Here is a 21,169-nt window from a genome sequence, read left to right as displayed (position 1 = left end):
GTCTCGATGGCGGATCCGGGGTGCGCGCTGCTCATGCCGTGCCGTTGCCCGCGGCTCCCGCTGGGGCGTCGGCCCGGCCTTCTCTGTTCTTGAGTTCCTTCTCGACGGCCCCCGCCAGCAGTTGCACCGTCGGGTGGTCGAACAGGACGACGATGGGCAGGCTGATCTCGAAGTGTGCCCGGATCCGGGCCCCGAGTTGCACAGCCACCAGCGAGTTGCCGCCGGACTCGAAGAAGTCGTCGTCCGCACCGAGGGCGTAGTCGCCCAGGGTGTCCCGCCAGAAGCCGAGCAGGATGTCGACCACGGATCCGCCCTCGGGTCCCTCGGCGCCGGGCTTCGGCGATACGTCGGCTCGGCTGGTGACGGTCCCCTCGGCCCCGGAGGCCAGCGAGGTCTGTGTGTGCGTCAGGATGTCGCCGGTCAGGGCCTTGGTCCGGGCCAACTTGTCGCCCAGGTCCTCGTGCAGGACGACGACCTGTGGGCCGAGGCGCTCGGCCAGGATCTGCCGCAGTGCCAGGAGCCCGGCTTCGGTCCGAAGTCCCACATAGGCGTCGGTGTCGACAGGCGGAGCGACGGCGGCGGGCGCGGGTGCGGCCCGGAGATCCGCCTTCGGCTGCCCGGCTGATTCGAAGGGCCGGTCGGCGGAGAGCATCCGGACCGCGAAGCCGACGATCTCCACGAGCACCCGGCCGTCCTCGTCGACCAGGTCGATGTCGAAGCTCTGCATGGCGCTGCCCGGATCGCTCTTGTGCCTGATCACGCTGAACATCCGGTCCGTCAGCGCCGCGTGCACGGTGAGCTTTCCGTAGGTGAAGGGAAGGAACGACATGCCCGGGGCCAGCGAGTCGCGCAGATCGAGCACCAGCACGGTGGCGCAGTCCAGCAGGGACGGATGCAGCACGTAGGTACCGGTCTCGTCCGCGTGTTCCTTGGCGAGGGACAGTTCGGCCAGGGTGGTGCGCTCGGCCGTCCGCCGTTCCTTGATGACCCCCTCCCAGTGCTCGCCGAACCGTACCCACCAGTTCAGGCCGGTCTCGGACCCGGGCACGTAGTTCATGGTGACCGCGACCGGGTTGCGCTCCGCCGGAGCACCCTCGGCCCAGCGCCGGCCGATGTCGACGGTGCGGGCCTCGGCCTTGCCGAGACGGATCCGGCCGCTCACGTACACGGTCCAGCTCTCGGGCTGTCCCGGGGCGGCGCCCGCCGCCACGACGAACTCGTATTCCTGGGCCGCCAGGTCGGCCGGCTCGAACGTCACCCGTAGCTTGCGGGCGGCCGTGATCTCAAGGAGCCCCTGGAAGAGCACGTCGCAGATCTCCACCACGGCGTCGTCGGGGACCGCGACCGCTTCCTGGTAGGCGGCCCGCACCAGCTCCAGGTAGGCCACGCCGGGCCACACCTGGGTCTCGCCGAGCAGGTGCTCACTGAGCACCCAGTGGGATCCGGGCGCGACATCGGTGACGAAGACGATGCGGCCGTCCTCCGCGGGGAGCCGCCGGGACACCAGCGGGTGGTCGATGGTGCGCTCGGCACCGGCGGCCGCCCTGTCGGCGGAGGCCACGGAGTCGCCCTGGAGCATCCGGAAGGCCTGCGGCGCGCTCGCCGCGGTGTCGACCGCCATGCCCACCTCCGACCACGGACCCCAGTTGACCGAGACGACATGGGTGGCGTCGTCGGCCCGGGAGTGGGCGTAGGTGTCGAGCATGGCGTTGGCGGATCCGTAGTCCGACAGACCGAAGTCGGTCGCGACGGAGGAGATCGAGGAGAACAGCACCAGGAAGTCCAGGCGGTCCTCGAAGATCCGGTGGAGCGTGAGGACACCGCTCACCTTCGGTGCCATGATGCGTTCCGCCTCGGCCCGCGACTTGACCGCCATCATGCCGCCTGCGGCCACACCGGCCGAGTGGAGCACTCCGTTGACCGGGCCGAAGACCTTTTCGGCGGCCTCGACGGCAGCGCGCATCGCGGCCTCGTCGGCGACGTCCGCCTGAAGGACCATCACCTCGCCGCCCAGGGCCTCGATACGGCGCAGTGCCGCGATCCGCTGCGCGCGGGGATCGTCGGCCGGTGCCTGGGCCGTGAGGGTGTCCCACTCCGACCGGTCGGGGAAACCGCTGCGCGAGGTGAGCACGACGCGGGCCGCCGCGAGGCGGGCCAGGTCCTCGGCCACGGCAAGGCCGATGCCGCCGAGACCGCCGGTGATCAGGTAGACGCCGCGTTCGCGCAGCAGGGCCGGAACCTCGTCGACCGAGTGCACGTCGATGCGTTCGTAGTCCCAGACCCAGCGCTTGTGGCCGCGCAGTGCCACCTTGTCGTCGGCCGGTTCGGCCATCAGCTCGCCGAGCAGGATGTCGTCGCCGATCCGGACCGGGTTGCCGGCGCTCGCCCGCAGATCGATGTGACGGTAGGAGAGCCCGGATATCTCCTGCGGGATCAGGTTGCCGAGCCCTTGCACGGTGGAGCGCTGCGGCTCCAGTTCCTCGTCGCCCGTGACGTCGAACGCGCCGCTGGAGATCACATCGATGTGGACGGCTCGGTCCTCGGCGTGCTTGGCGAGCGCCTGGGCCAGTCCGAGGAGGCTGTAGAAACCGCGGTCCTGCGTGGCTTGCACGGCCTGGTCGTCGAGACCGGTGGGCGAGTCAAGCAGCCAGCAGTGCAGTACCCGGTCCGGCAGCCGGCCCTCGTCGCGCAGTTGCTTGAACAGCCGGTCGTAGTCGTCGCTCACACCGGGACCCACCAGGAACCGCCCGGGTCCGGCCTCGGTGAACTCGCGGCCTGCGGCCACGGTCATCACGGTCTCGCCGGCCCGTCGCAGTCGGCTGACCAGCCGGTCCACCAGCGGCTCACCGGTGACGAACAGCAGCCAGCGACGGCCTGCCCCGGCGCCCGCGACGGCGTCCGGCCGCCGCTTCTCGACCCAGCGGGGCCTGAACAGTTGCAGCGGATCGGTCGAGTGCGCTCGGGACCCCCCGTCGTCGGCGGCCTTCGTGCCGCCGTCCCGCGCCGCCCGCAACTGCGCGTCCGCCGGGCGGGGCAGCCAGTGCGTCTGGCGCTCGAACGGGTACGTCGGGACGGCGACCTTGCGGCGGATCTCCTGGCCGTAGTAGGCGTCCCAGTCCAGCTCGACGCCGCGGCACCACAGCTCCGCCACCGCCGAGGCCAGCACCCTGCCGTCGGGCACCGGGCGGCGTTCGTGGTGCAGTGACGGCAGTGCGCAGCCGCCGACGGCCGCCGCCCGCGGCCGGACGAGCCCGGTGAGTGCCTGGCCGGGCCCCACCTCCAGGAACACGGTGTGTCCGTCCTCGATCAGCCGGGTGATCGATTCGGCGAACCTGACGGGCTTGCGCAGATGCTGGGCCCAGTACGCGGGGTCGGTGATCTGGTCGTCGGTGAAGTAGTCCCCGGTCACATTGGACACGATGGGCACCGACGGAGTGTTGCGGGTCGTGGCGGCCACCAGTTCGGTGAGCGGTGTCACCGCCGGCTCCATCATCGCGGAGTGGAAGGCATGCGAGGTGTGCAGTGCCTGGTGGTTGGTGCCGCGTTCCTCCAGCTGGGCGGCGAACAGATCGATCGCCTTCTGCGGCCCGGAGACGACGGTCACCTCGGGCGCGTTCGTGGCCGCCACCGACACACCCTCGGGCAGCGAGCCCAGTGCGTCCTCGGGGGCCAGCACGGCCAGCATCCCGCCGGGCTCCATCTCCTGCACGAGCCGCCCGCGTTCGGCGACCAGCCGGGCGGCGTCCTCCAGCGAGAACACCCCGGCGAGGGTGGCGGCCACGAACTCGCCGACGCTGTGGCCGATCATCGCGGCCGGCCGGACGCCCCAGGAGAGCCACAGCCGGGCGAGCGCGTACTCGACGGCGAACAGGAGCGGCTGCGCCACCCGGGTCTGGTCGACGTCGATGGCCGACTTCGGGTCGCGTACCGCGTCCCGCAGGTCGATGCCGATGTGTTCCTTGAAGAGTTCCGCCACCCGGTCGAGTTCCGCGGTGAAGACCGGCTCCGTGCCGTACAGGTCGGCGGCCGCGCCCCGGTGCTGGGAACCCTGGCCGGGGAAGACGAACACGGGCGCGATCTCGGCCTTGGGGGCCTCGCCGGTGTACACCGTGGCGAGTTTCTTGGCGTCACGTCCGGTCAGCACCCTGGCGGCGGCGCCCACGTCGGAGGCGACGATCGCCCGGCGGTGCCGCATCTGCGGACGGCCCGTGGCCAGCGTGAAGGCCGCGTCGGCGAGGTCACGGCCGTTCCAGTCGCCCACCGCCTGCGTGCAGGCGGCGCCCAGGTTGGTCGCCGCGGCCTCCAGAGCGCTCTCGGTCCTCGCCGACAGCGGCAGGACCTGCCAGGGACGGGTGCGGCCACCGGGACGGGCCTTCGGCGCCTCCTCCACGATGGCGAAGGCGTTGGTGCCGCCCACGCCGTACGAGCTGACCGTCGCCCGGCGCTTGCCGGGTCGCTCCGGCCAGTCGGCCAGCCGGGTGTTGACCTCGAACGGTGTGCTCTCGAACTCGATCTTCGGGTTGGCCTTGGTGAAATTGACCAGCGGGGGCACCACGCCCTCGCGCACCGCCAGCACCGCCTTGATCAGACCGGCGACGCCGGCGGCCGGCCCCATGTGTCCGATGTTGCCCTTCACCGAACCGATCAGGCAGCGCTGGTCGTGGGTCTTTCCGGAGGAGGAGAACGTCTCGCTGAGCGCGGTGATCTCGATGGGGTCGCCCACGAGGGTGCCGGTGCCGTGCGCCTCCACGTAACCGATCGTCGACGGGTCGACATCCGATTCGTCGAACGCCGCCCGCATCAGCGCGCGCTGGCCGCTGATGCTGGGTGCCGTGAAGCCCGACCGGTCGCCGCCGTCGTTGTTGAGGGCCGAGCCCACGATCACCGCGTAGACGTGGTTGCGATCGCGTACGGCGTCCTCGTAGCGGCGGAGCACCACGGCCCCGACGCCCGTACCGAAGACCGTGCCGTCGGCCTGGTGGTCGAAGGGCCGGCAGTGGCCCGTCTTGGAGTAGATGCCTCCCTCGCTCCACCAGTAGCCCGACACGACCGGGAGTTCCACCTCGACACCGCCCGCCACCGCGGTCTCGCACTCGCCGTTCAGCAGGGAACGGCAGGCCAGGTGGACCGCGACGAGGGAGGAGGAGCAGGCGGTCACCACATTGACGCTCGGTCCGCCGAGGCCGAGCTTGTACGAGACCGTCGGGGCGAGGTAGTCGACATCGTTGCCGATGGCGACCGTCATCTGCCCCACCGACTCGATGCGGTCGGGGTAATGGATGACGTTCTGCTCCTCATAGGCGTTCGGGGCGCTGCCGGCGAACACCCCGACCCGCCCGGGAACGGAGAACGGGTCGTATCCCGCGTCCTCCAGGGCGCTGTAGGAGGACTCCAGGAACAACCGGTGCTGGGGGTCCCTGATTTCGGCTTCCCGGGGCGTGAAACGGAAGAACCGCGCGTCGAACTTCTCCACGTCGGCGAACGCCGGGCGGGCCCTGACATAGCGTGGGTCATTGACCTTGTCCGGGTTTATGCCCGCGTCGAGCAGTTCCTCCGACGACCATGTGGTGATACTCTCCACGCCTGCTTTAAGGTTGAACCAGTATTCCTCTGCGTCGCGAGCGCCGGGCAGTCGGCAATGGAGTCCGACAACCGCAAACTTCTGGGCGTCACCCATTTCTCTCCATGGAATTGGGTCGCGCTATCGCGCGCCATTGGAAAAAGGAGGGGGAATCAATTCGAACCTTGCGGCCGCAACAGTATCGGCCGGGAAGGCGATCACGCCTCGTCCGAGTAAGCCAAACCAGCGCGGCCCACTTGTTGGATTCGACCAGAAGCCGCCACATCTCTTGGTCGCCCCAAGCGCAGACGGGTTCGACTGCCCGCACCGTCGCAGGTCAGAGGGATGAAAGCAGAAAACGGACAGGCTGCGGCAGGTGTAACCATGTCAAGTTCTTTGCTCAATCATGGAATAGCGAGCCCGCCGCAGCCCCCGGATCGTGTACGGCCGTCAGTCGGCAGCGGGCAGGTGTTCGCGCACCCGCACGGCCAGCAGCAGCATGGCCGCCTGGTCGCCCCCGCTGGCGGTCAGATCAAGAAACGGCCGCAGTTCACTGACGCGGTACTTGACCGTGTTCTGGTGCACCCCCAGCGCGGAGGCGACCTCCTTCAGCCGGCCCCAACGCGAGAGATACGCGTCGATGGTGGGCAGTACCCACTCGCGGTCGAGCATCGGCGAGAGCGGCTCCAGCACGGCGCTGGCGAAGCGCCGGGCCCTGTCGGGCTCGGCCAGCATCGCGATCAGCGGAGCCAGTTCGTGGTAGTCGTACACGAGTCGGTCACCGCCGTGCGACACGGCGTTCATACCGATCCGCAGCGCGTCGACCGCTTCGGCGTAACTCTGCCGCGTCTGGGCCGCGCCTTGTGCCGTGTGTCCCAGCCCGAAGGCCAGTACCTGGCCCGTAGCGAGTTGGCGCAGGCGATGTACGAGGTGTTTTCTGCCCATGTGGTCGGGGAGTTCGAGCGCCGCGACCACGCTGCTGTGCCGTACGGTCCAGAACAACGCGCCCGCCTGGCCGGCCATCGACCGCCCGATGTCCTCCAGGTCGGCGAACGTCGCCGTCGCCCGAACCTGGGCCACGGCCACGCAGTGCGCGATGGCGAAGGCATCGGTGCGCCGGTGGTGTTCGGCCCAGATACCGGCGAGCACCGCGTCGAACAGCTGGGAACGGTGCTGCTGTTCAGGGGCGCTGTTCATGCGTGCGACCTCGTCGGAGTAGGCCGCGGCGGACGCGGCGCTGATCCGGTCGGCGAACTCCAGCACCCAGGCCGCCATCGCCCCGATGTCGCGTTCCGCGACGGTGCCGCCGACGGCGAGTGTGCCCACGATCTCCTCGCATAACACCCGTGCCCCGATCCGGTAGGCGCGGAGTATCGCCTCTCGGCCTATGCCCTGCGTGGCGCGACGCCGGGCGCCCTCCGTCAAGGGCACCAACTCCTCGTCCCGTATCTCCCCGGCCCTCATCGCCGCGAGGCAGCAGCGCACCGTGGCCGCGGACAATTCGCGTATGTCGCCGAGCAGCGAATCATCGGTGATCTGCCCGTAGGTGCTGATCTCCGTCTGGAAGGCGCGCACCATGGTCGTCGCCATCACGTCGACCCGTGCCTCCAGGAGTGCCACGGCATCGCTTCGCCTTCCGCTCGTCCGACGCAAGGTGTCCTCGTCGGCGTACGGCGAGCGGCGTGTTCCCATCGGTTCTGGTCGTTTGTCATCGGGTGGGGAGATCCCGGCCGGCAGAAAGAGTGGTGGCACCCGGGACGGGACGCGATCGTTGCTGGTTCTCATCTTCTTCCCCCAGGGCGTGTATCGGATGTGCTGGTCACAGCCACGCGTTCAGGGCCGCCGCGAGGACGATCGTGGCGGCACGGGGCTGTCATGCCCGTGGCTTCGGTCGGTGCCTTGACATGTGACGCGGTACTCGACCGCTCGATAAGCCTTGTAGTCTTCTCGATCGAACTCCGGCGGCCTACCGTCTTTCTAGCCGATCTTCATTCGGTTACAAGACGAAAGGCAGAAGCCTTGGGGGCACCCATACCCGGGGCCCGGCACACGTCATTCGTCGACCGGCGACACCCCGGGGGGGACGTGGTCAGCAGTGGCCCTGGGGCCCGCTCTTCAGGAGCCGGCGCCCCGGGACCGGGCCAGGGCGCTGATACGCAGGTCCCTGGTGCGGCTCTGATGGGCGATCATGCGGTCGCGGGCCGCGGCCGCGTCACGGCGACGCACCGCGTCCAGGATCGCGGCGTGCTCCTCGAGAATCATGGTGAGGTTGTCGGGGAGGTCCGTGGCAGGGGCCGTGTGCGTGTCGTACACGGTCAGTTGGGCGTCCAGCCGGTCCATCAGTCCGGCGATCGTGGCGTTGTGCCCGGCCTCGCGCAGGGCCACGTGCCACAGCTTGTTGAGGTCCCGCAGTTCGGCGGGGTCCTCCTTGGCCGCCACGGTGCTCTCATGGACGTGTACCAGCCGGGCGAGGTCGAGTTCGGTCCGCCGTAGGGCGGCGGCCTGCGCGGCCGACGACTCCAGGGCGATACGGGCCTCGCAGATCTCCAGGATCTCCTCCGGTGTGCGGGTGCGGACCACATAGCCGCGGGTCGCCTGCTCCACCAGTCCGTCCTGTTCGAGCCTGATCAGCGCTTCCCGCACCGGGGTGCGCGAGACGTTGTACTGCGCGCTGAGGGTCGTGGGGATCAGGACGGTACCGGGTCCCGCCTTCCCGCTGAGGATGCTCCGCCGGATGCGGGTGTAGTGACTGCCCGTACGCGCGTCGTCCTGTGAAGGGGCCACGTCCTCTTCCCTTGTCCTCTCGCGTCGCGAAATGTCGTCCAGGGCGGCGGGGCCGCCCGTACCACGGTAGTTGGGGCCCCTGCAGATGCGTGCACGGCCAGATGCGTGCACGGCGGCTCGTCCCCGCGGTCAGCAGTGACTACAAGTGTATACACTAGCTTGCAATTGAATGCAGCTGTCGCTAGGGTCGGCTCAACGTTCGAAGCAGCTCCGGACGCCGCGCCGTTCGGCCGGCGATCACATCTACGGGAGTTCCGGCATGTTCCGCGAGGCGCAGTCACGGTGGGGTCTGACCCCCCTGCCCGTCGCGGTCGTACTCCTGCGCTCGGGCGAGCTGACCTGCCGTCGGCACATCGATCTCATGCGGGTCTCCAGCGCCGGCTGTCGCTGATCATCCCGTCTTCGGGGCGGCGCGCTGCGACTGCGCAGTCCGCGCGCGGCTTCCTTCCCGCTCCTCCCGCGTCGCTCGTCATGCCCTTCGGCCCCTGATCCGGCCATCGTGCCCGCGAGCGCCCCCGCGCCAAGAACACCGGCGTTCCTCCTCCGCCCCACAGGGGTCACAGCCCGTGCGCGGGCCGTGGGCGCGGCCGGCCGGGGCGCCCGGACCACCACTCCTGAAAGGGAGACCCATGCCCGAGCAGCCACTGCTCACCAAGGACGGGGAGCCGCCCTCCGTCTCCGAACAGGGTCGCGGCACCGCGCCCCGTCCGACCGGACCGCGCACCACACGCCGGATCGCCCGTCTGCTGCCGCACACCGGACGGGCGCTCGGCCCCTGGGTCGTTCCGCTGCTGGCCCTGGTGGTGTGGCAGGTGACCGCACAGACCGGGGTCCTTTCCCCGTCCGTCCTGCCCGCCCCTCAGGCGGTCCTGCGAGCGGGCACCGACCTCGCCGCCACCGGTGATCTCCAGCGGTACCTGCTCACCAGCCTGCGCCGTATCGCGCAGGGCTTCGCCCTCGGCACGGCCACCGGCCTCGTCCTCGGTTTCGCCGTGGGAATGTCGAAACCGGCCGAAGTGCTCCTGGACCGCTCGCTGCAGATGGTCCGCACCATCCCGCATCTGGCCCTGGTCCCCCTCATGATCGCCTGGTTCGGCATCGGTGAGGAGCCCAAGATCCTTCTGGTGGCGCTGGGCACCTTCTTCCCCGTCTATCTGAACACCGTCACCGGCATCCGCGGCGTGGACCCCAAACTGCTCCAGCTGGGCCGTTCCTACGGTCTGGGGCGCTGGGCCCTCGTACGCGACATCGCCGTTCCCGGTGCGCTGCCGACGATCCTGGCGGGCATCCGCTACTCCCTCGGCGTCGCCTGGATCACCCTCGTCGTCGCCGAGACCATCTCCGCCAGCGACGGCATCGGCTACCTCGCCCAGGACGCCCGCCAGATGCTGCGCACCGACCAGATCGTGCTCGCCATCGTGCTGTACGCGCTGGCCGGTCTGCTCGCCGACTTCCTCACCAAGCTCATCGAAAGAAGGGTCCTGCGGTGGCACCCCAACTACCGTCGTCCGTCCGCCCCGTGACGCCCCCCGCCACCGGTGCCCGGCTGCTCCTGAGCGATGTCGGCAAGCGGTACGGCGACCGGTGGGTCCTCGACGGCATCGACCTGGAGGTCGAACCCGGCTCCTTCGTCTCCTTCCTCGGCCCCAGCGGCGCGGGCAAGAGCACCTTGCTGCAGATCATCGCGGGGCTGGAGGAACCCAGCACGGGAAGCGTCACATTCCACACCTCGGGACCCGGCCCCGCCACGGCGCGCATGATGTTCCAGGAGGACCGGCTGCTGCCCTGGCGCAGCGTCGAGGACAACGTGCTGCTGGGCGTCAAGGGCCGCAAGGACGAGGCCCGTGCCCTGCTGGAGGCCGTGGGGCTGGCCGGCCGTGAGGGTGCCTGGCCGGCCGAGCTGTCCGGCGGCCAGCGGCAGCGCGTCGCCCTGGCCCGCGCGCTTCTGCACCGTCCCGAAGTGCTGCTGCTGGACGAGCCGTTCGGTGCCCTGGACGCCCTGACCCGGATCGCCATGCAGCAACTCGTGGAACGCCTCTGGCTGGCACAGCCACGCACCGTGCTGCTGGTCACCCATGACGTGGAGGAGGCACTGGTGCTGTCCGACCGCGTTCTGGTCCTGACCGGCGGCTCGATCGGACGCGACCTGCGGATCGACCTGCCGCGCGAGGACAGGCGCGGCCACCCGCGCCTCGTCGCCTGGAAGGAGGAGATCCTGCGGGGGCTGCTCGACCCGGACGCCGTCCCCCCGGACGCCGCCTGACCAGGCCGAACCTGTCGGCGACTCATCTGATTGCTGCTCCCCGTACCGCGCCTCGCCAAACGAAGGAATTCACCATGCCCGGATACCGGATCACCACCTCCCGTCCCTCCGCCACCTCGTCGGCCGGGCCCTCGCGCCGTCGCCTCCTCGCCCTCGGGGGCATCGCCGCGCTCGCTCCCGCCCTCGCCGCCTGCGGCAGTGGCAGCTCATCGCCCAAGACCGAGCAGCTCGCCGACGGCGTGCCCGCCAAGCTCCGCTACGCGGTCATCGGTAACGGCAAGACCGGCATTCCGGCGGCTCTGCGCCACAAGTTCGACGGCGTGGACATCAGCAAGGAACTCGGCGGAACGTCGGTCGCCTGGCCCTCGGGTTTCACCGCCTCCCTGCCCGTCATGGAGGCGTTCAAGGCCGGCAGTGTCGACTTCTCGTTCGCCACCGCCACCGCCGTGGCCTACGCGATCGGCGGCGGCGTCCCCATCGTGCCGCTCGCCGCCTACCCCCTGCCCGGCACAGAGGTCGAGATCCTTGTGCCGCGGGGCTCCGCCATCCGCGGTGCGGCCGATCTGAAGGGCAGACGGATCGCCGACCAGAAGGGCACGACCAGCACCTACAGCCTCATCAAGTACCTGGAGAGCGCCGGTCTGCGGCTCGACGACATCGAGTACGTCGATCTGCCGGCCGCCGACGCGGAGTCGGCCTTCGCCAACGGCAAGGTGGACGCCTGGATCAGCTGGCAGCCCGCCATCGGCCTGGCCAAGGCCCGGCATCAGGCCCGCAGCCTGCCGAACGTCAAGACGTACGACTACAGCTTCTACGTGGCGAGCGAGTCCTTCGCGAAGAAATTCCCCGAGGCCGCGGCGAAGGCCGTGCGCGCCGTCCGCGACGCCCAGCGTCGTATCAACGCCTCCCCGGAGAAGAGTGTCGAGTTCTTCGACGGCATCGGCGGATTCGGCTCCGCGAAGCTGGAGCGCGAGGTCTACCTCGAACTGACCCAGAAGAAGCTCCTGTCCGATTCCAACGCCGACACGCTCGCTGCGGTGGACGCCAAGGCGATCGCCAGCACCCAGGACCTCGCCGACAACTTCCACGCCCTGGGCGTCTACCCGTCGAAGATCGATGTGGCCGGGTTCCTGCAAGATTCCCGGTTCGACTCGATCAGAAAGACGGTCGCCGCCGAACTCGCGCGGTGAACCGGCGCCGGGCACCCCGACCGCCCGGCGCGACGGCACGGCATCACGACCGCCGCGACAGCGGCGAAACAGCCGCGACACCCGCGACACCCGCGACACCCGCGACACCCGCGACACCCGCGACACCCGCGACACCCGCGACACCCGCGACACCCGCGACACCCGCGACAGCAGCACTCCTAAGAGCCCCCGACGCCCGCAACCCGCCACGGCAGAGAGTCCCTTGATGAGCACTTCCCGGAACCAGATGCACCTCGCCGCCTTCGTCACCGCGGGGCCCGGCCGGCCCGGAGGCTGGCGCTACCCGGGCGCCGAGCCGAACTGGCTGTCCGCCTCCTACTACCAGCACATCGGGCGGATCCTCGAACAGGGCAGATTCGACCTGATGTTCTTCGCCGACATCCTGTCCGTACCCGACCGGTTCGACAACAGTATGGACAGCCAACTGCGCTACGGCGCGCTCGGCTCCCTCCGTCTCGACCCGACGCCCATCCTCGCCTCGGTCGCGGCTGTCACCCAGCACCTCGGGGTGGCAGCCACGGTCTCCACCAGCTACCTGGAGCCCTTCCCGGTGGCGCGGTCGTTCGCCACGACCGACCACCTCAGCCACGGCCGCGCGGCCTGGAACGTGGTGACCTCCTTCCAGGACTCCGAAGCCCGCAACTTCGGCAACGACCGGCACATCGACCGCGACAAGCGTTACGACCGGGCCGACGAGTTCCTCGAAGTGGCCTGCAAGCTCTGGGACAGCTGGGAGGACGACGCCCTGGTCATGGACCCGGCCGCCCCCCTCTTCGCCGACCCCGCACGGGTGCACCGCATCGACCACGAGGGCGAGTGGTTCAGTGTCCGGGGTCCCCTGAACGTCTCCCGCCCGCCTCAGGGCTACCCGGTGATCATCCAGGCCGGCGCCTCTCCCAAGGGACGGGACTTCGCCGCCCGCTGGTCGGACGTCATCTTCTGCAGCCACGCCTCGCTGGAATCGGCCCGGGACTTCTACCAGGACGTCAAGGCCCGCGCGGTGCGCCACGGTCGGCGCGCCGAGGACATCAGGATCCTTCCCATGGCGACTCCCGTCGTCGGCCCGACCACCGAGGCGGCGCGCGAGACCCGGCGACGGCTGGAGGACCTGGTGCCGCCGCTGGCCGGCCTGTCGACGCTCGCCTATCACCTGGATGTCGACCTGGCCGGCCTCCCCCTCGACGAGCCGCTGCCCGACGTGGACGTACCGGGCGTACAGGGCCACTACAAGGAGGTCGTGGAGATGACACGGCGCGACGGGCTGACCCTGCGTGAGCTGGGAAAGCGCTACGGCGGCCGCACCGAGGGCGCCTTCGTCGGCACGGCCGCGGAGGTGGCGGACGGCATGGAGCAGTGGTACTCCGAGGGTGCCTGTGACGGATTCACCATCGGCGCCGTGCACGCTCCGGGCGCGTTCGAGGACTTCGTCCGCCAGGTGGTTCCCGAGTTGCAGCGTCGCGGTGTCTTCCGCACCGAGTACGAGGGCACGACCCTGCGCGACAACCTGGGCCTGGCACGCCCGGAGGCCGGTGCCTGGCGCGACCGCCGCTTCGGTGCCTGAGCACCCGCCCACCGGATGGGCCCGGCGCCGCGCCCGTCCGTCCACCGCCACCACCGACGACGACCATGAGGACGACAACCCGATGACGACCGCAGTCGACACCGTGAGCATCACCGGCAGGACCACGGACACCGTGGGCCGTTTCCTGGTGACCGCCCGAAGCAACCACTTCGTCTCCGACGCCCGTACCGGACCGGCCGAGGCCGTCCAGGCCGGAGAACTGCTGCTGTCCTCCCTGGCCTCGTGCTCCCTGAGCAACATCCAACTCCACGCCCAGGAGCGTGGGTCCGGCCTGACCGACGGTGACGCCCACATCAGCTACGAACGAGACCCGCAGGACCCCACCCGCTACGCGGCCATCCGCCTCGACCTCCGGCTGGGCGGAGTGACCCAGGAGGAGGCCGAGACACTGGCCGGGCTCTTCGCCGGCAGCTGTCCCATCTACAACACCCTGCGCCGGGGCGGTAACGTCACGCTCTCCGTGCACGCACGCAGCGCCGCCCTTCCTGCCTCCTGACCGAGCACGAGAGACCGAGCGGGGAGAGAGCGAGCACGAGAGACCGAGCAGGGAGAGCGAGCATGAGAGACACTCTCCCGTCCCTGCCCGCCACGGCGGACACTAGGTCCCTGGAATCGACAACTCGTCGGCCGGTGGGGCGCTTTGGACCGGCTCCAGGCGCCAGGGTCCGACGGAATCCTGGGCGGTGGTGGGGCCGACGAGGACGCCGGTGAACCGGGAAGGCGGCAGCATCCGGCGGCAGACCTCGGCCAGCGCTTCCGCGTCGACCTGCCGCAGTTCGTCCTGGCGGGCGGCGAGCGCGGCGGGGTCCTGCCGGGCGGCGGGCAGCTCCGCGAGCGCGTCGGCCAGGCCCGTCTGGGACGACCAGGCGATCTGCGCGCTGCCGATCGCGTAGTCCCGTACGGCGGCCGTCTGCCGCGCGTCGGGCGGCCCTTGCGCCAGTCGCGTCAGCTCGTCCCCGACCGCTTCGGTCAACCGCAGGGCCGTCGGCGCGGCCGTGTCGGCGCACACGATCAGCTGCGGGCCGCCAAGTCCGCTGTCGAGTGAGGACCACACGGTGTAGGCGAGGGCGTCCCGGTCGCGCAGGCGGCGCTCGAGACGCGACCTCGGGAAGCCGCCCAGCATCACATTGGCCAGGTGCAGCGCGGGCCCGACGGGGCCGTCGCCCATCGGCGCGCCCAGGCACAGATACGCCCGGTCGCCCGCTGCCGTCGGATGGACGGCGATCGCGCCCGCCGCCCCGGCCCCCGTCGCCCCGGCCGCCCGCGGGCACATCTGGCGCGTGGTGCCGTCGCCGGTGCCCGCGGTGCCCCAGCCGTCGAAGATCCCCCGTGCGGTGTGCACCGTGGCATCGGGGTCGAGATCACCGACGAGGACGAGTGTCGCCGACGACGGCAGCAGCCGTTCGGTGTGCAGGGTCCTCACCTGCTCCGCGGTGACGCCGGCGAGCTGCTGCAAGGTCGGTGGTTCCTGCCCTGCGGCGCCGTCGCCGTGGACCCGCGGACGTATCAGGGCGAGGGCTTGCGTCGCGGGGGTCGCGCGGGCCAGGGCGAGTTGACCGCCGACGGCGGTCCGCGCCGCCTGTACCTCCTGCTCGGGATGGGTCGCCGCGGTCACGGCGTACGCGAGAAAACGCAGCAGGGGGACCAGTCCGCCGCTCAGCACGCCGCCGCGGAGGCTGAGCCGTCCGCCGTGGACGAGGGGAACGAGGTCGCAGCCCAGGCGGCCCAGCAACGTCTCGATGTCCTGCCGGTCGCGGCCGGGCAGCCCGCGCAGCAGTGTGGCGGCGAGGATCGACGCCCGCGCGGAGAGTCCGGGTGCGACGGTGCCGAGGTCGGCGGTGAGGCGCAGTTCGACGCGCGGCACCGTCGGCAGGCGGACGGCGAGGACGCGCAGCCCGCTGGGCAGCGTGGTGGCGGCGCTCGGCGGTACGGGCCAGGCCGGCGGTTCGGCGGTCATCGCCGGCCTGCCGGGCCGTGGCCGGCCGCGGGGGCGGGGCCCCGCGGGCTCAGCGTCAGCACGGCCCGGCCGGCGGCCGTCAGCCGTTGTGCCGCACGGGCGATGTCGGCGGCGTCGGTGGCCGCGGCCAGCCGGGAGACGCGTGTGTGCAGAGCGGCGTCGCCGTGGAGCAGTTCGAAGGTGCCGAGGGAGCGCAGGCGTGCGGGGAGCGAGTCATGCCGGCGCAGCAGGCCGCTGATCCATCGGCGGGTGGTGACGAGCAGTTCCTCCCCGGTGGCCCCGTGACGTGCCAGCGTCGACAGCTCGGTGTCGACGGCGGTGACCGCCCGTTGGTGGTCCGCTCCGGCGGGCTGGGTGACCGTACAGGCGAATGTTTGCGGGTGGCACGCCTCGAACGGGCCGCCGATGAGCCCACAGGTGGCGGTGACGGCTACGGCGGCGCGTTGTTCGAGCACGAGCCGGTGCCGCAGCCGCCCTTCGAGCACGGCCGCGAGCAGCACATGGGCGAGGTAGCCGGGGAGGTCGGCGACGGGGTCGGGCAGGCGGTAGCCGATGGTGGTGGCGGGCAGGGGGGCGAGCGGGTCGTCGTGCCGCCCGTGCAGCTCGGTCGTCGGCTCCGGCTCGTGCAGAAGCGGCGGCCGGGCGGCCGTACGGGCCGGGACGGCGCCGAAGTGCCGCAGCACCAGTTGCTCGGCCGTGCCGGTGTCGAAGGCGCCCACGACGGTGAGCAGGGCGTTGCCCGGGGCGTAGTGCCGTGCGAAGAAGTCCTGGCACTGCTCGACGGTCGTGCGGGCGAGCCCCGCGGCGTCGCCGTACCCGTCATGGGCGTTGGCGTGGGTGCGGTAGAGCAGTCGTGGCAGGGCGAACTTCGGGAAGCCGCCGTAGGGGCGGGAGGTGATGTTGCGACGGATCTCCTCGGCGACCACGTTCGTCTCGGTGCGCAGTGTCCGCGCGTCGATGCCCGGCCCGCGCATGCGGTCCGCCTCGGTGGCCAGCATGCTCTCCAGTGAGCCCGCCGGTCCGACCTGGTGGAAGTCCGTCGTGTCGGGGCCGGTCGCGGCATTGCGGTAGCCGCCGGCCCGTTCGACGGCGTGCGCGCGGTCCGCCCGGTCGGCCCGCTGGAACATCAGGTGTTCGAGGAGGTGGGCGAGCCCGTCGTGGCCCGGCGGGTCGGAGCGGAAGCCCACGCGGTAGTGGACGGCGACGCCTACGCAGTTCCCGGTGTGCTCCGGTACGAGCAGCACGCGCAGCCCGTTGGGAAGCGTGCGGCGCCGCAGCCGGACGTCGGGCAGAGCACCGTCGTCAAACGTGCTCACGGCATCGTCGTCAAGGGTGGGCACGGCACCGTCGTCAAGGGTCGGGGCGGCAGCGTCCTTCGGGGTGGGCGGGGCGACGACGGCACCGGGCCGCGGCACGTCGGCGGGGCCAAGCGGGTCCGGTGAAGTCCGCTGCGGTGCGACAGCGCCCTGAAGCGCGGGGGACTGCGCGACCGGCCACGACGGTTCCGCAGACGATCGACGGCATATCGGGGCGTCTCCAGCGGAGCGTTCAGGCACGTTCACCGGCGCGCTCCGGCCCGTTCGACCGGCCGCTGTCCCCCGACGAGTTCCCGGTAGGAGCGGCAGCGGTCGAGCAGTTCGTCGTGTGTTCCGGCATCGAGCCGGCGTCCCTCGTCGATCACGACGATGTGGTCGGCCTGCCGGATGGTGGAGACACGGTGGGCCACCATGATGACGCCACGGTCGCGGGCGAGTTCGTCCACCACGTCCCGCAGCCGGCCCTCGTTGACGCCGTCGAGCTGGGAACTCGGCTCGTCCAGCAGGACGACGGAGGCGTCGCTGAGCAGAACGCGGGCCAGGGCGAGGCGTTGGCGCTGGCCGCCGGAGAGGTCCTCGGCACGTCCCAGCACCGTGTCCAGTCCCTGTGGCAGGTCGGCGACCGCGCGGTCCAGCGCCACGGAGGCCAGGACCGCGTACAGGTGGGCGTCCGTCACCGGGGTGCGCCGGCCGAGTTCCAGGTTCTCCCGGACCGTCCCTTCGACCAGGGCGAACGTCTGGTCCAGATAGGCCACTTGGGCACGGAGGCGGTCCAGGGGCCACTGTGCGACGTCATGCCCGAGCACCCGCACGGTGCCTGACTGCGGGAGCAGGAAGCCCTCCACGAGATCGAGTGCGGTGGTCTTGCCGGCGCCGGACGAGCCGACGAGGGCGGTGATCCCCCGGCGCGGTGCGGTGAAGGAGAGTCCGTCGAGCGTGGGCCGGTCCTCACTGTGGCTGAAGCGGACCTCTTCGAACTGCACGGCGTGCGGCGCCTGTCGTAGGTCGGCCCGGGGCTCACTCGGGCCTGCGCGGAGCGGGTCGGCGGCCGAGGTCCGCGCGTCCTCGGTGGGTGTGGTCCGGGCGTCCTCGGCGGCCGTGGTCCGGGCGTCCTCGGTCGGTGTGGTCCGGGCGTCCTCGGTCGGTGTGGCGAGCGCGTCCTCGGCAGCCGTGGTCCGCGCGTCCTCGGTCGGTGTGGCGAGCGCGTCCTCGGCAGCCGTGGTCCGCGCGTCCTCGGTGGGTGTGGTCCGGGCGTCCTCGGTCGGTGTGGCGAGCGTCTGCTCGATCCGGGTCCCCGCGGCGAAGCCGAGTTGCAGCCGTGCGAAGCCGTTCGCCAGCATGCTGAGCGGGGCGACCAGTTGCAGCAGATAGAGCAGGAACGCGGCGAACTCGGCGACGCCGATCGCTCCGGAGGCCAGTCGTATGCCGCTGCCCATCACCACCCCGACCAGCGCGAATTGCTGACCCAGGCCCATGATCGGGGTGACGAACGCCTGCCGTCGGGCCGCGTCGACCGCGGCGGTCGCCGCGGTCTCGGCGCACCGCACGATGCCGGACGCCACCTGGGACTCCGCGCGGTGGGCCTTGATCGTGGGCAGCGCGGCGAGCGCGGAGGTGAAGCGCTGCGCGAGATCGCCGAGTGCCGCCTGCTGGGTGGCGGTGCTGTGCCTGACCCCCTTCACGAACACGACGATCGCGAGCGCCGCGACGGAGAAGGTGCCGACGACGATCAGCAGCAGCACCCAGTCCAGGAAACCCATGACGACCAGGGTCGCCGCGGCGGTCAGACAGGCCATCGGCAGTTGGGTGACGCCGATGTCGACGACGGCACGCAGTTGCGCGGAGTCGGACGTGACCCGGGCGACCAGTTCGCCCGCGCCCGCGCGGCGCGCTTCGGGCAGCGGAAGTCGCAGCGCATGGGCCGTGATGCGCTGCCGGACGGTGAGCACGGTGCGCTCCCCCGCCCGGGCGAGAAAGAAGGCCGACAAGGCCGCGGCCATGGCACCGCCCACGGCGAGCGCCGTCATCAGCAGCACCGAGCCGGTCACATCGCGATGGCCGGCGAATACCTCGACGATACGGCGCATCACCATCGGCACCGCGAGCGTGGCCCCGGTGGCGGTCAGTGCCAGCAGGACCGCTGCGACGGTGTTGGTCCGGTCGGCCAGCACATGACGGAACACGCGCAATCGAGGAGACGCGGCGAGCGGCAGCCGTGAAGCGGACATGGAGCGACTCCTCGGTCGGTTGCGGAAGGCAGAAGCGTGGGCGGCACTTGTCTACCGGACCCCTCCCCCCGCTTGTCAAGGCTTGTCATGACTCTTGACTGACCGCCCGACAAGCCCCACTCTCTTGCGTCATGGATGTTGACATCGCTGCGCGGCCCGCCATCGGTACGCGCCGGAGGTTCTTGCCGACCGACCCGTCCGGCACCCCCTCGGTGGACCGGCTGCTGCTTCGCCTCGGCATGGGCCGCCTCCTCGACGCGGGGCTCGCCGCCCACCCCGGCCGCAACGACAACTGGGCGGGACTCACCGAGAGCGGCCAGGCGGTCTTCGTCAAACGCATCGGCGGCGCACCGGCCGAGTCCCTGCGCCGCTTCCACCGGGTCCTGGCCTTCGAGCGCACCGCCGCGGCGGCGGCCCACCCGATCCGCACCCCGCGCCTGCTCGGCTCGGACGAGAGCGCCCGCCTGCTCGTCTTCGAGCTGCTGGAAGGGGCCGGCGCGGGCAGCGATCTGGCCGGCGAGGACGCCTTCGACGAGGCGCTGTCCCGGCGGGCCGGCCGCACCCTCGCCGCACTGCACGCCCTGCCCGTGGACGGCGAGCTGCACGCCTCGCCGCCGTCCCTGCCGGCGCAGAGCTGGTTCGACGCGCTGCCGTGGGCCGTGTTCGGCGCGGCGAGCGCCGGAACACTGGAGGCCTGGCGGCTGCTCCAGGGGGACGACGCGCTGCACGACGCGCTGCGGGCGCTGCGTGCCGGGCAGGAGGGCGCGCGCACCACACCGGTCCACGGCGATGTGCGCCTCGACCAGTTCCTGATCGGCCCCGACGGCGGGCTGATGCTCACGGACTGGGAGGAGTTCGGTCTCGGCGACCCGGCCCGCGACCTCGGCGCATACGCGGGTGACTGGCTCTATCGCGCGGTCCTGAAGGTACCCTCCGGGCTCCACCACGGGCCGGCCGCCGAGGCACCGCACGAGCAGGTGGTGCGAGCCGGAGTGGCCGAACTGGGCCGCGTGGCCCCGCTCGTGGCCGGCTTCTGGTCCGGTTACACCGCGCTACGCCCCGAAGCGGCCGCCGACCTTGGCCTGTTGGAGCGGGCGACCGCGTTCGCCGGATGGCACCTGCTCGACCGCCTGCTGGCGTCGGCACACGCGCGGTCCCGTGTGACGGCCACCGAGCGCGCCGCCGCGGGCATCGGCCGTACCGCGCTCCTCGCGCCGCAGGCGTTCATCACCGTACTCGGATGGGGAGGGCCCCTCGCATGACAACCGCCCTGGCGCCACGGATCGTTCGGCTTCTGCGCGAGACACGGCTCGCACCCGACGGCCGCAGTGCCGTCGTAGGGCGGCGGACCCTGAACGGCGACACCCGGCACGCCCTGCAGTCCCTGCTCGCCGAGGAGTTCTACCGGTGCCACCACATGGGGCGCGCCGAAGAGCCGGAACTGCCCAGGCGCTCCTTGCGCGACCCCGAGTTCGAGCAGCGGCTCCTCTCGGTCATGCCGCACCGCCACACCTCGCGCGTCGTTCCGCTGCTGGCCCCGGTGGAGACATCCGCGGCCACGGTGTTGCTCGACGGCGTCCGGGTGACGCTGCCCGCCGAGCGCGTGGAGTCGGTGGGCGGCGACGGCCGGTCCGCGCGTGTCCGGCTGGACGCCGCACGGGCAGCGCTGTCCCCGGGCTTCTTCCTGTGCGACGGTTCACGGGAGAGCCGGCTGCGCTCCACCGGCCTGCTCCGGGTCTATGCGCACATGACGGACCCGGAGTCCGCGCCGGCGGTCTGGAGCGCCGTGCTCACCGCGCTGGAGGACGAACCGATCCCCTACCGGGCCAAGATCTGCTCGGCGCGTGCGTCCTACCCGCGCCGGGACGGCCTGGTCGTGTATCTGGGCGCGGAGGGCTGGTACGCCGCCGAGCGGGTCGTGGAAAGCGTCATCGGTCTGCCCGGTGTGGGCACTTCGACGTCCGTGTTCGTGCGCGAGCTGGCGCCCGGCGTGGGCGCGGCCTGGGAGCCCGAGGACCGCAGGCCGGGCATGGGCAAGGTCAGTTTCGGCGAGCACAGGGCCGCCGCGCTCGCGCACGGTCTGCTGCTGCACAACGAGAAGCCGGACGAGTACACCCTTCCTCAGGCGGTGCATGAGGCGTTCCTCGAGGCGGGGATCGACCCCGCCGACCCGGCCCGCAACGTCGACTCCCCACGCGGAGTGCTGCCGCGAACCGCTCCCGCGCGGCCGGCGACGGCCTCCTCGCGCTGAACGAAGGGACCGAGAAC

14 protein-coding genes are annotated in these 21,169 nt (G+C 71.2%); 8 read left to right on the top strand and 6 right to left on the bottom strand.

Annotated elements, in window-relative coordinates; translation table 11 throughout:
• Nucleotides 1-31: 31 nt before the first annotated feature.
• From ABT245_RS11710 to ABT245_RS11700, 3 genes are all read right to left on the bottom strand, one after another.
• A complete protein-coding gene (locus ABT245_RS11710; protein ID WP_351731925.1) occupies nt 32-5,677 on the bottom strand; it encodes a type I polyketide synthase in 5,646 nt (1,881 codons plus the stop codon).
• Between the two features lie 333 nt (nt 5,678-6,010).
• Nucleotides 6,011-7,180, bottom strand: a complete 1,170-nt coding sequence (locus ABT245_RS11705) for a PucR family transcriptional regulator (RefSeq protein WP_351731923.1) — start codon at nt 7,178-7,180, stop codon at nt 6,011-6,013.
• Nucleotides 7,181-7,675: 495 nt separating this feature from the next.
• Nucleotides 7,676-8,344 (bottom strand): GntR family transcriptional regulator, encoded by a 669-nt coding sequence (locus ABT245_RS11700; RefSeq protein ID WP_351731920.1) that lies wholly within the window; start codon nt 8,342-8,344, stop codon nt 7,676-7,678.
• Between the two features lie 259 nt (nt 8,345-8,603).
• On the opposite strand from ABT245_RS11700, the gene ABT245_RS11695 reads away from it, so the two are divergent.
• The 6 genes from ABT245_RS11695 to ABT245_RS11670 all read left to right on the top strand — a co-directional run bounded on the left by ABT245_RS11695 (nt 8,604) and on the right by ABT245_RS11670 (nt 13,896).
• Nucleotides 8,604-8,735 (top strand): hypothetical protein, encoded by a 132-nt coding sequence (locus ABT245_RS11695; protein WP_351731918.1) that lies wholly within the window; start codon nt 8,604-8,606, stop codon nt 8,733-8,735.
• Between the two features lie 238 nt (nt 8,736-8,973).
• A complete protein-coding gene (locus ABT245_RS11690; protein WP_351731916.1) occupies nt 8,974-9,867 on the top strand; it encodes an ABC transporter permease in 894 nt (297 codons plus the stop codon).
• Nucleotides 9,864-10,607 (top strand): ABC transporter ATP-binding protein, encoded by a 744-nt coding sequence (locus tag ABT245_RS11685; protein WP_351731914.1) that lies wholly within the window; start codon nt 9,864-9,866, stop codon nt 10,605-10,607. The genes ABT245_RS11690 and ABT245_RS11685 overlap by 4 nt, the downstream gene beginning before the upstream one ends.
• 74 nt (nt 10,608-10,681) lie before the next feature.
• Nucleotides 10,682-11,797: an ABC transporter substrate-binding protein gene (locus tag ABT245_RS11680; protein WP_351731911.1), complete on the top strand. Its 1,116-nt coding sequence runs from the start codon at nt 10,682-10,684 to the stop codon at nt 11,795-11,797.
• A gap of 226 nt (nt 11,798-12,023) precedes the next feature.
• Complete coding sequence (locus ABT245_RS11675) at nt 12,024-13,379, top strand: LLM class flavin-dependent oxidoreductase (RefSeq protein ID WP_351731908.1); 1,356 nt, start codon at nt 12,024-12,026, stop codon at nt 13,377-13,379.
• Complete coding sequence (locus tag ABT245_RS11670) at nt 13,372-13,896, top strand: OsmC family protein (protein WP_351731905.1); 525 nt, start codon at nt 13,372-13,374, stop codon at nt 13,894-13,896. The genes ABT245_RS11675 and ABT245_RS11670 overlap by 8 nt, the downstream gene beginning before the upstream one ends.
• Nucleotides 13,897-13,998: 102 nt before the next feature.
• Here ABT245_RS11670 and ABT245_RS11665 read toward each other — a convergent pair whose 3' ends face one another.
• From ABT245_RS11665 to ABT245_RS11655, 3 genes are all read right to left on the bottom strand, one after another.
• On the bottom strand, nt 13,999-15,357 hold the full coding sequence (locus ABT245_RS11665) for a M16 family metallopeptidase (protein ID WP_351731902.1): 1,359 nt from the start codon (nt 15,355-15,357) through the stop codon (nt 13,999-14,001).
• On the bottom strand, nt 15,354-16,673 hold the full coding sequence (locus ABT245_RS11660; RefSeq protein WP_351731899.1) for a M16 family metallopeptidase: 1,320 nt from the start codon (nt 16,671-16,673) through the stop codon (nt 15,354-15,356). The genes ABT245_RS11665 and ABT245_RS11660 overlap by 4 nt, the downstream gene beginning before the upstream one ends.
• Before the next feature lie 242 nt (nt 16,674-16,915).
• Nucleotides 16,916-18,901 (bottom strand): ABC transporter transmembrane domain-containing protein, encoded by a 1,986-nt coding sequence (locus ABT245_RS11655; RefSeq protein ID WP_351731896.1) that lies wholly within the window; start codon nt 18,899-18,901, stop codon nt 16,916-16,918.
• A gap of 131 nt (nt 18,902-19,032) precedes the next feature.
• Between ABT245_RS11655 and lxmK the strand changes: the two genes are divergently transcribed.
• Nucleotides 19,033-20,163 (top strand): class V lanthionine synthetase subunit LxmK, encoded by a 1,131-nt coding sequence (gene lxmK / locus ABT245_RS11650; protein WP_351731893.1) that lies wholly within the window; start codon nt 19,033-19,035, stop codon nt 20,161-20,163.
• Nucleotides 20,160-21,152 carry a T3SS effector HopA1 family protein gene (locus ABT245_RS11645; protein ID WP_351731891.1) on the top strand — a complete coding sequence of 331 codons (993 nt, stop codon included), beginning with the start codon at nt 20,160-20,162 and terminating at the stop codon, nt 21,150-21,152. Before lxmK ends, ABT245_RS11645 begins: the two co-directional genes overlap by 4 nt.
• The last annotated feature ends 17 nt before the right edge of the window (nt 21,153-21,169 follow it).

Source organism: Streptomyces sp. NPDC001508, assembly GCF_040298665.1.
Taxonomy (GTDB): Bacteria; Actinomycetota; Actinomycetes; order Streptomycetales; family Streptomycetaceae; genus Streptomyces.
The sequence above is the reverse complement of the archived record's forward strand: the minus strand, read 5'-3'. Positions and strand labels throughout refer to the sequence as shown.

What these genes read in the sequence shown, in the direction of transcription:
- lxmK (WP_351731893.1), top strand. Translation starts at nt 19,033, where the DNA reads ATGGATGTTGACATCGCTGCGCGGCCCGCCATCGGTACGCGCCGGAGG.
- ABT245_RS11675 (WP_351731908.1), top strand. Translation starts at nt 12,024, where the DNA reads ATGAGCACTTCCCGGAACCAGATGCACCTCGCCGCCTTCGTCACCGCG.
- ABT245_RS11710 (WP_351731925.1), bottom strand. Translation starts at nt 5,677, where the DNA reads ATGGGTGACGCCCAGAAGTTTGCGGTTGTCGGACTCCATTGCCGACTG.
- ABT245_RS11695 (WP_351731918.1), top strand. Translation starts at nt 8,604, where the DNA reads ATGTTCCGCGAGGCGCAGTCACGGTGGGGTCTGACCCCCCTGCCCGTC.
- ABT245_RS11680 (WP_351731911.1), top strand. Translation starts at nt 10,682, where the DNA reads ATGCCCGGATACCGGATCACCACCTCCCGTCCCTCCGCCACCTCGTCG.
- ABT245_RS11665 (WP_351731902.1), bottom strand. Translation starts at nt 15,357, where the DNA reads ATGACCGCCGAACCGCCGGCCTGGCCCGTACCGCCGAGCGCCGCCACC.
- ABT245_RS11655 (WP_351731896.1), bottom strand. Translation starts at nt 18,901, where the DNA reads ATGTCCGCTTCACGGCTGCCGCTCGCCGCGTCTCCTCGATTGCGCGTG.
- ABT245_RS11690 (WP_351731916.1), top strand. Translation starts at nt 8,974, where the DNA reads ATGCCCGAGCAGCCACTGCTCACCAAGGACGGGGAGCCGCCCTCCGTC.
- ABT245_RS11645 (WP_351731891.1), top strand. Translation starts at nt 20,160, where the DNA reads ATGACAACCGCCCTGGCGCCACGGATCGTTCGGCTTCTGCGCGAGACA.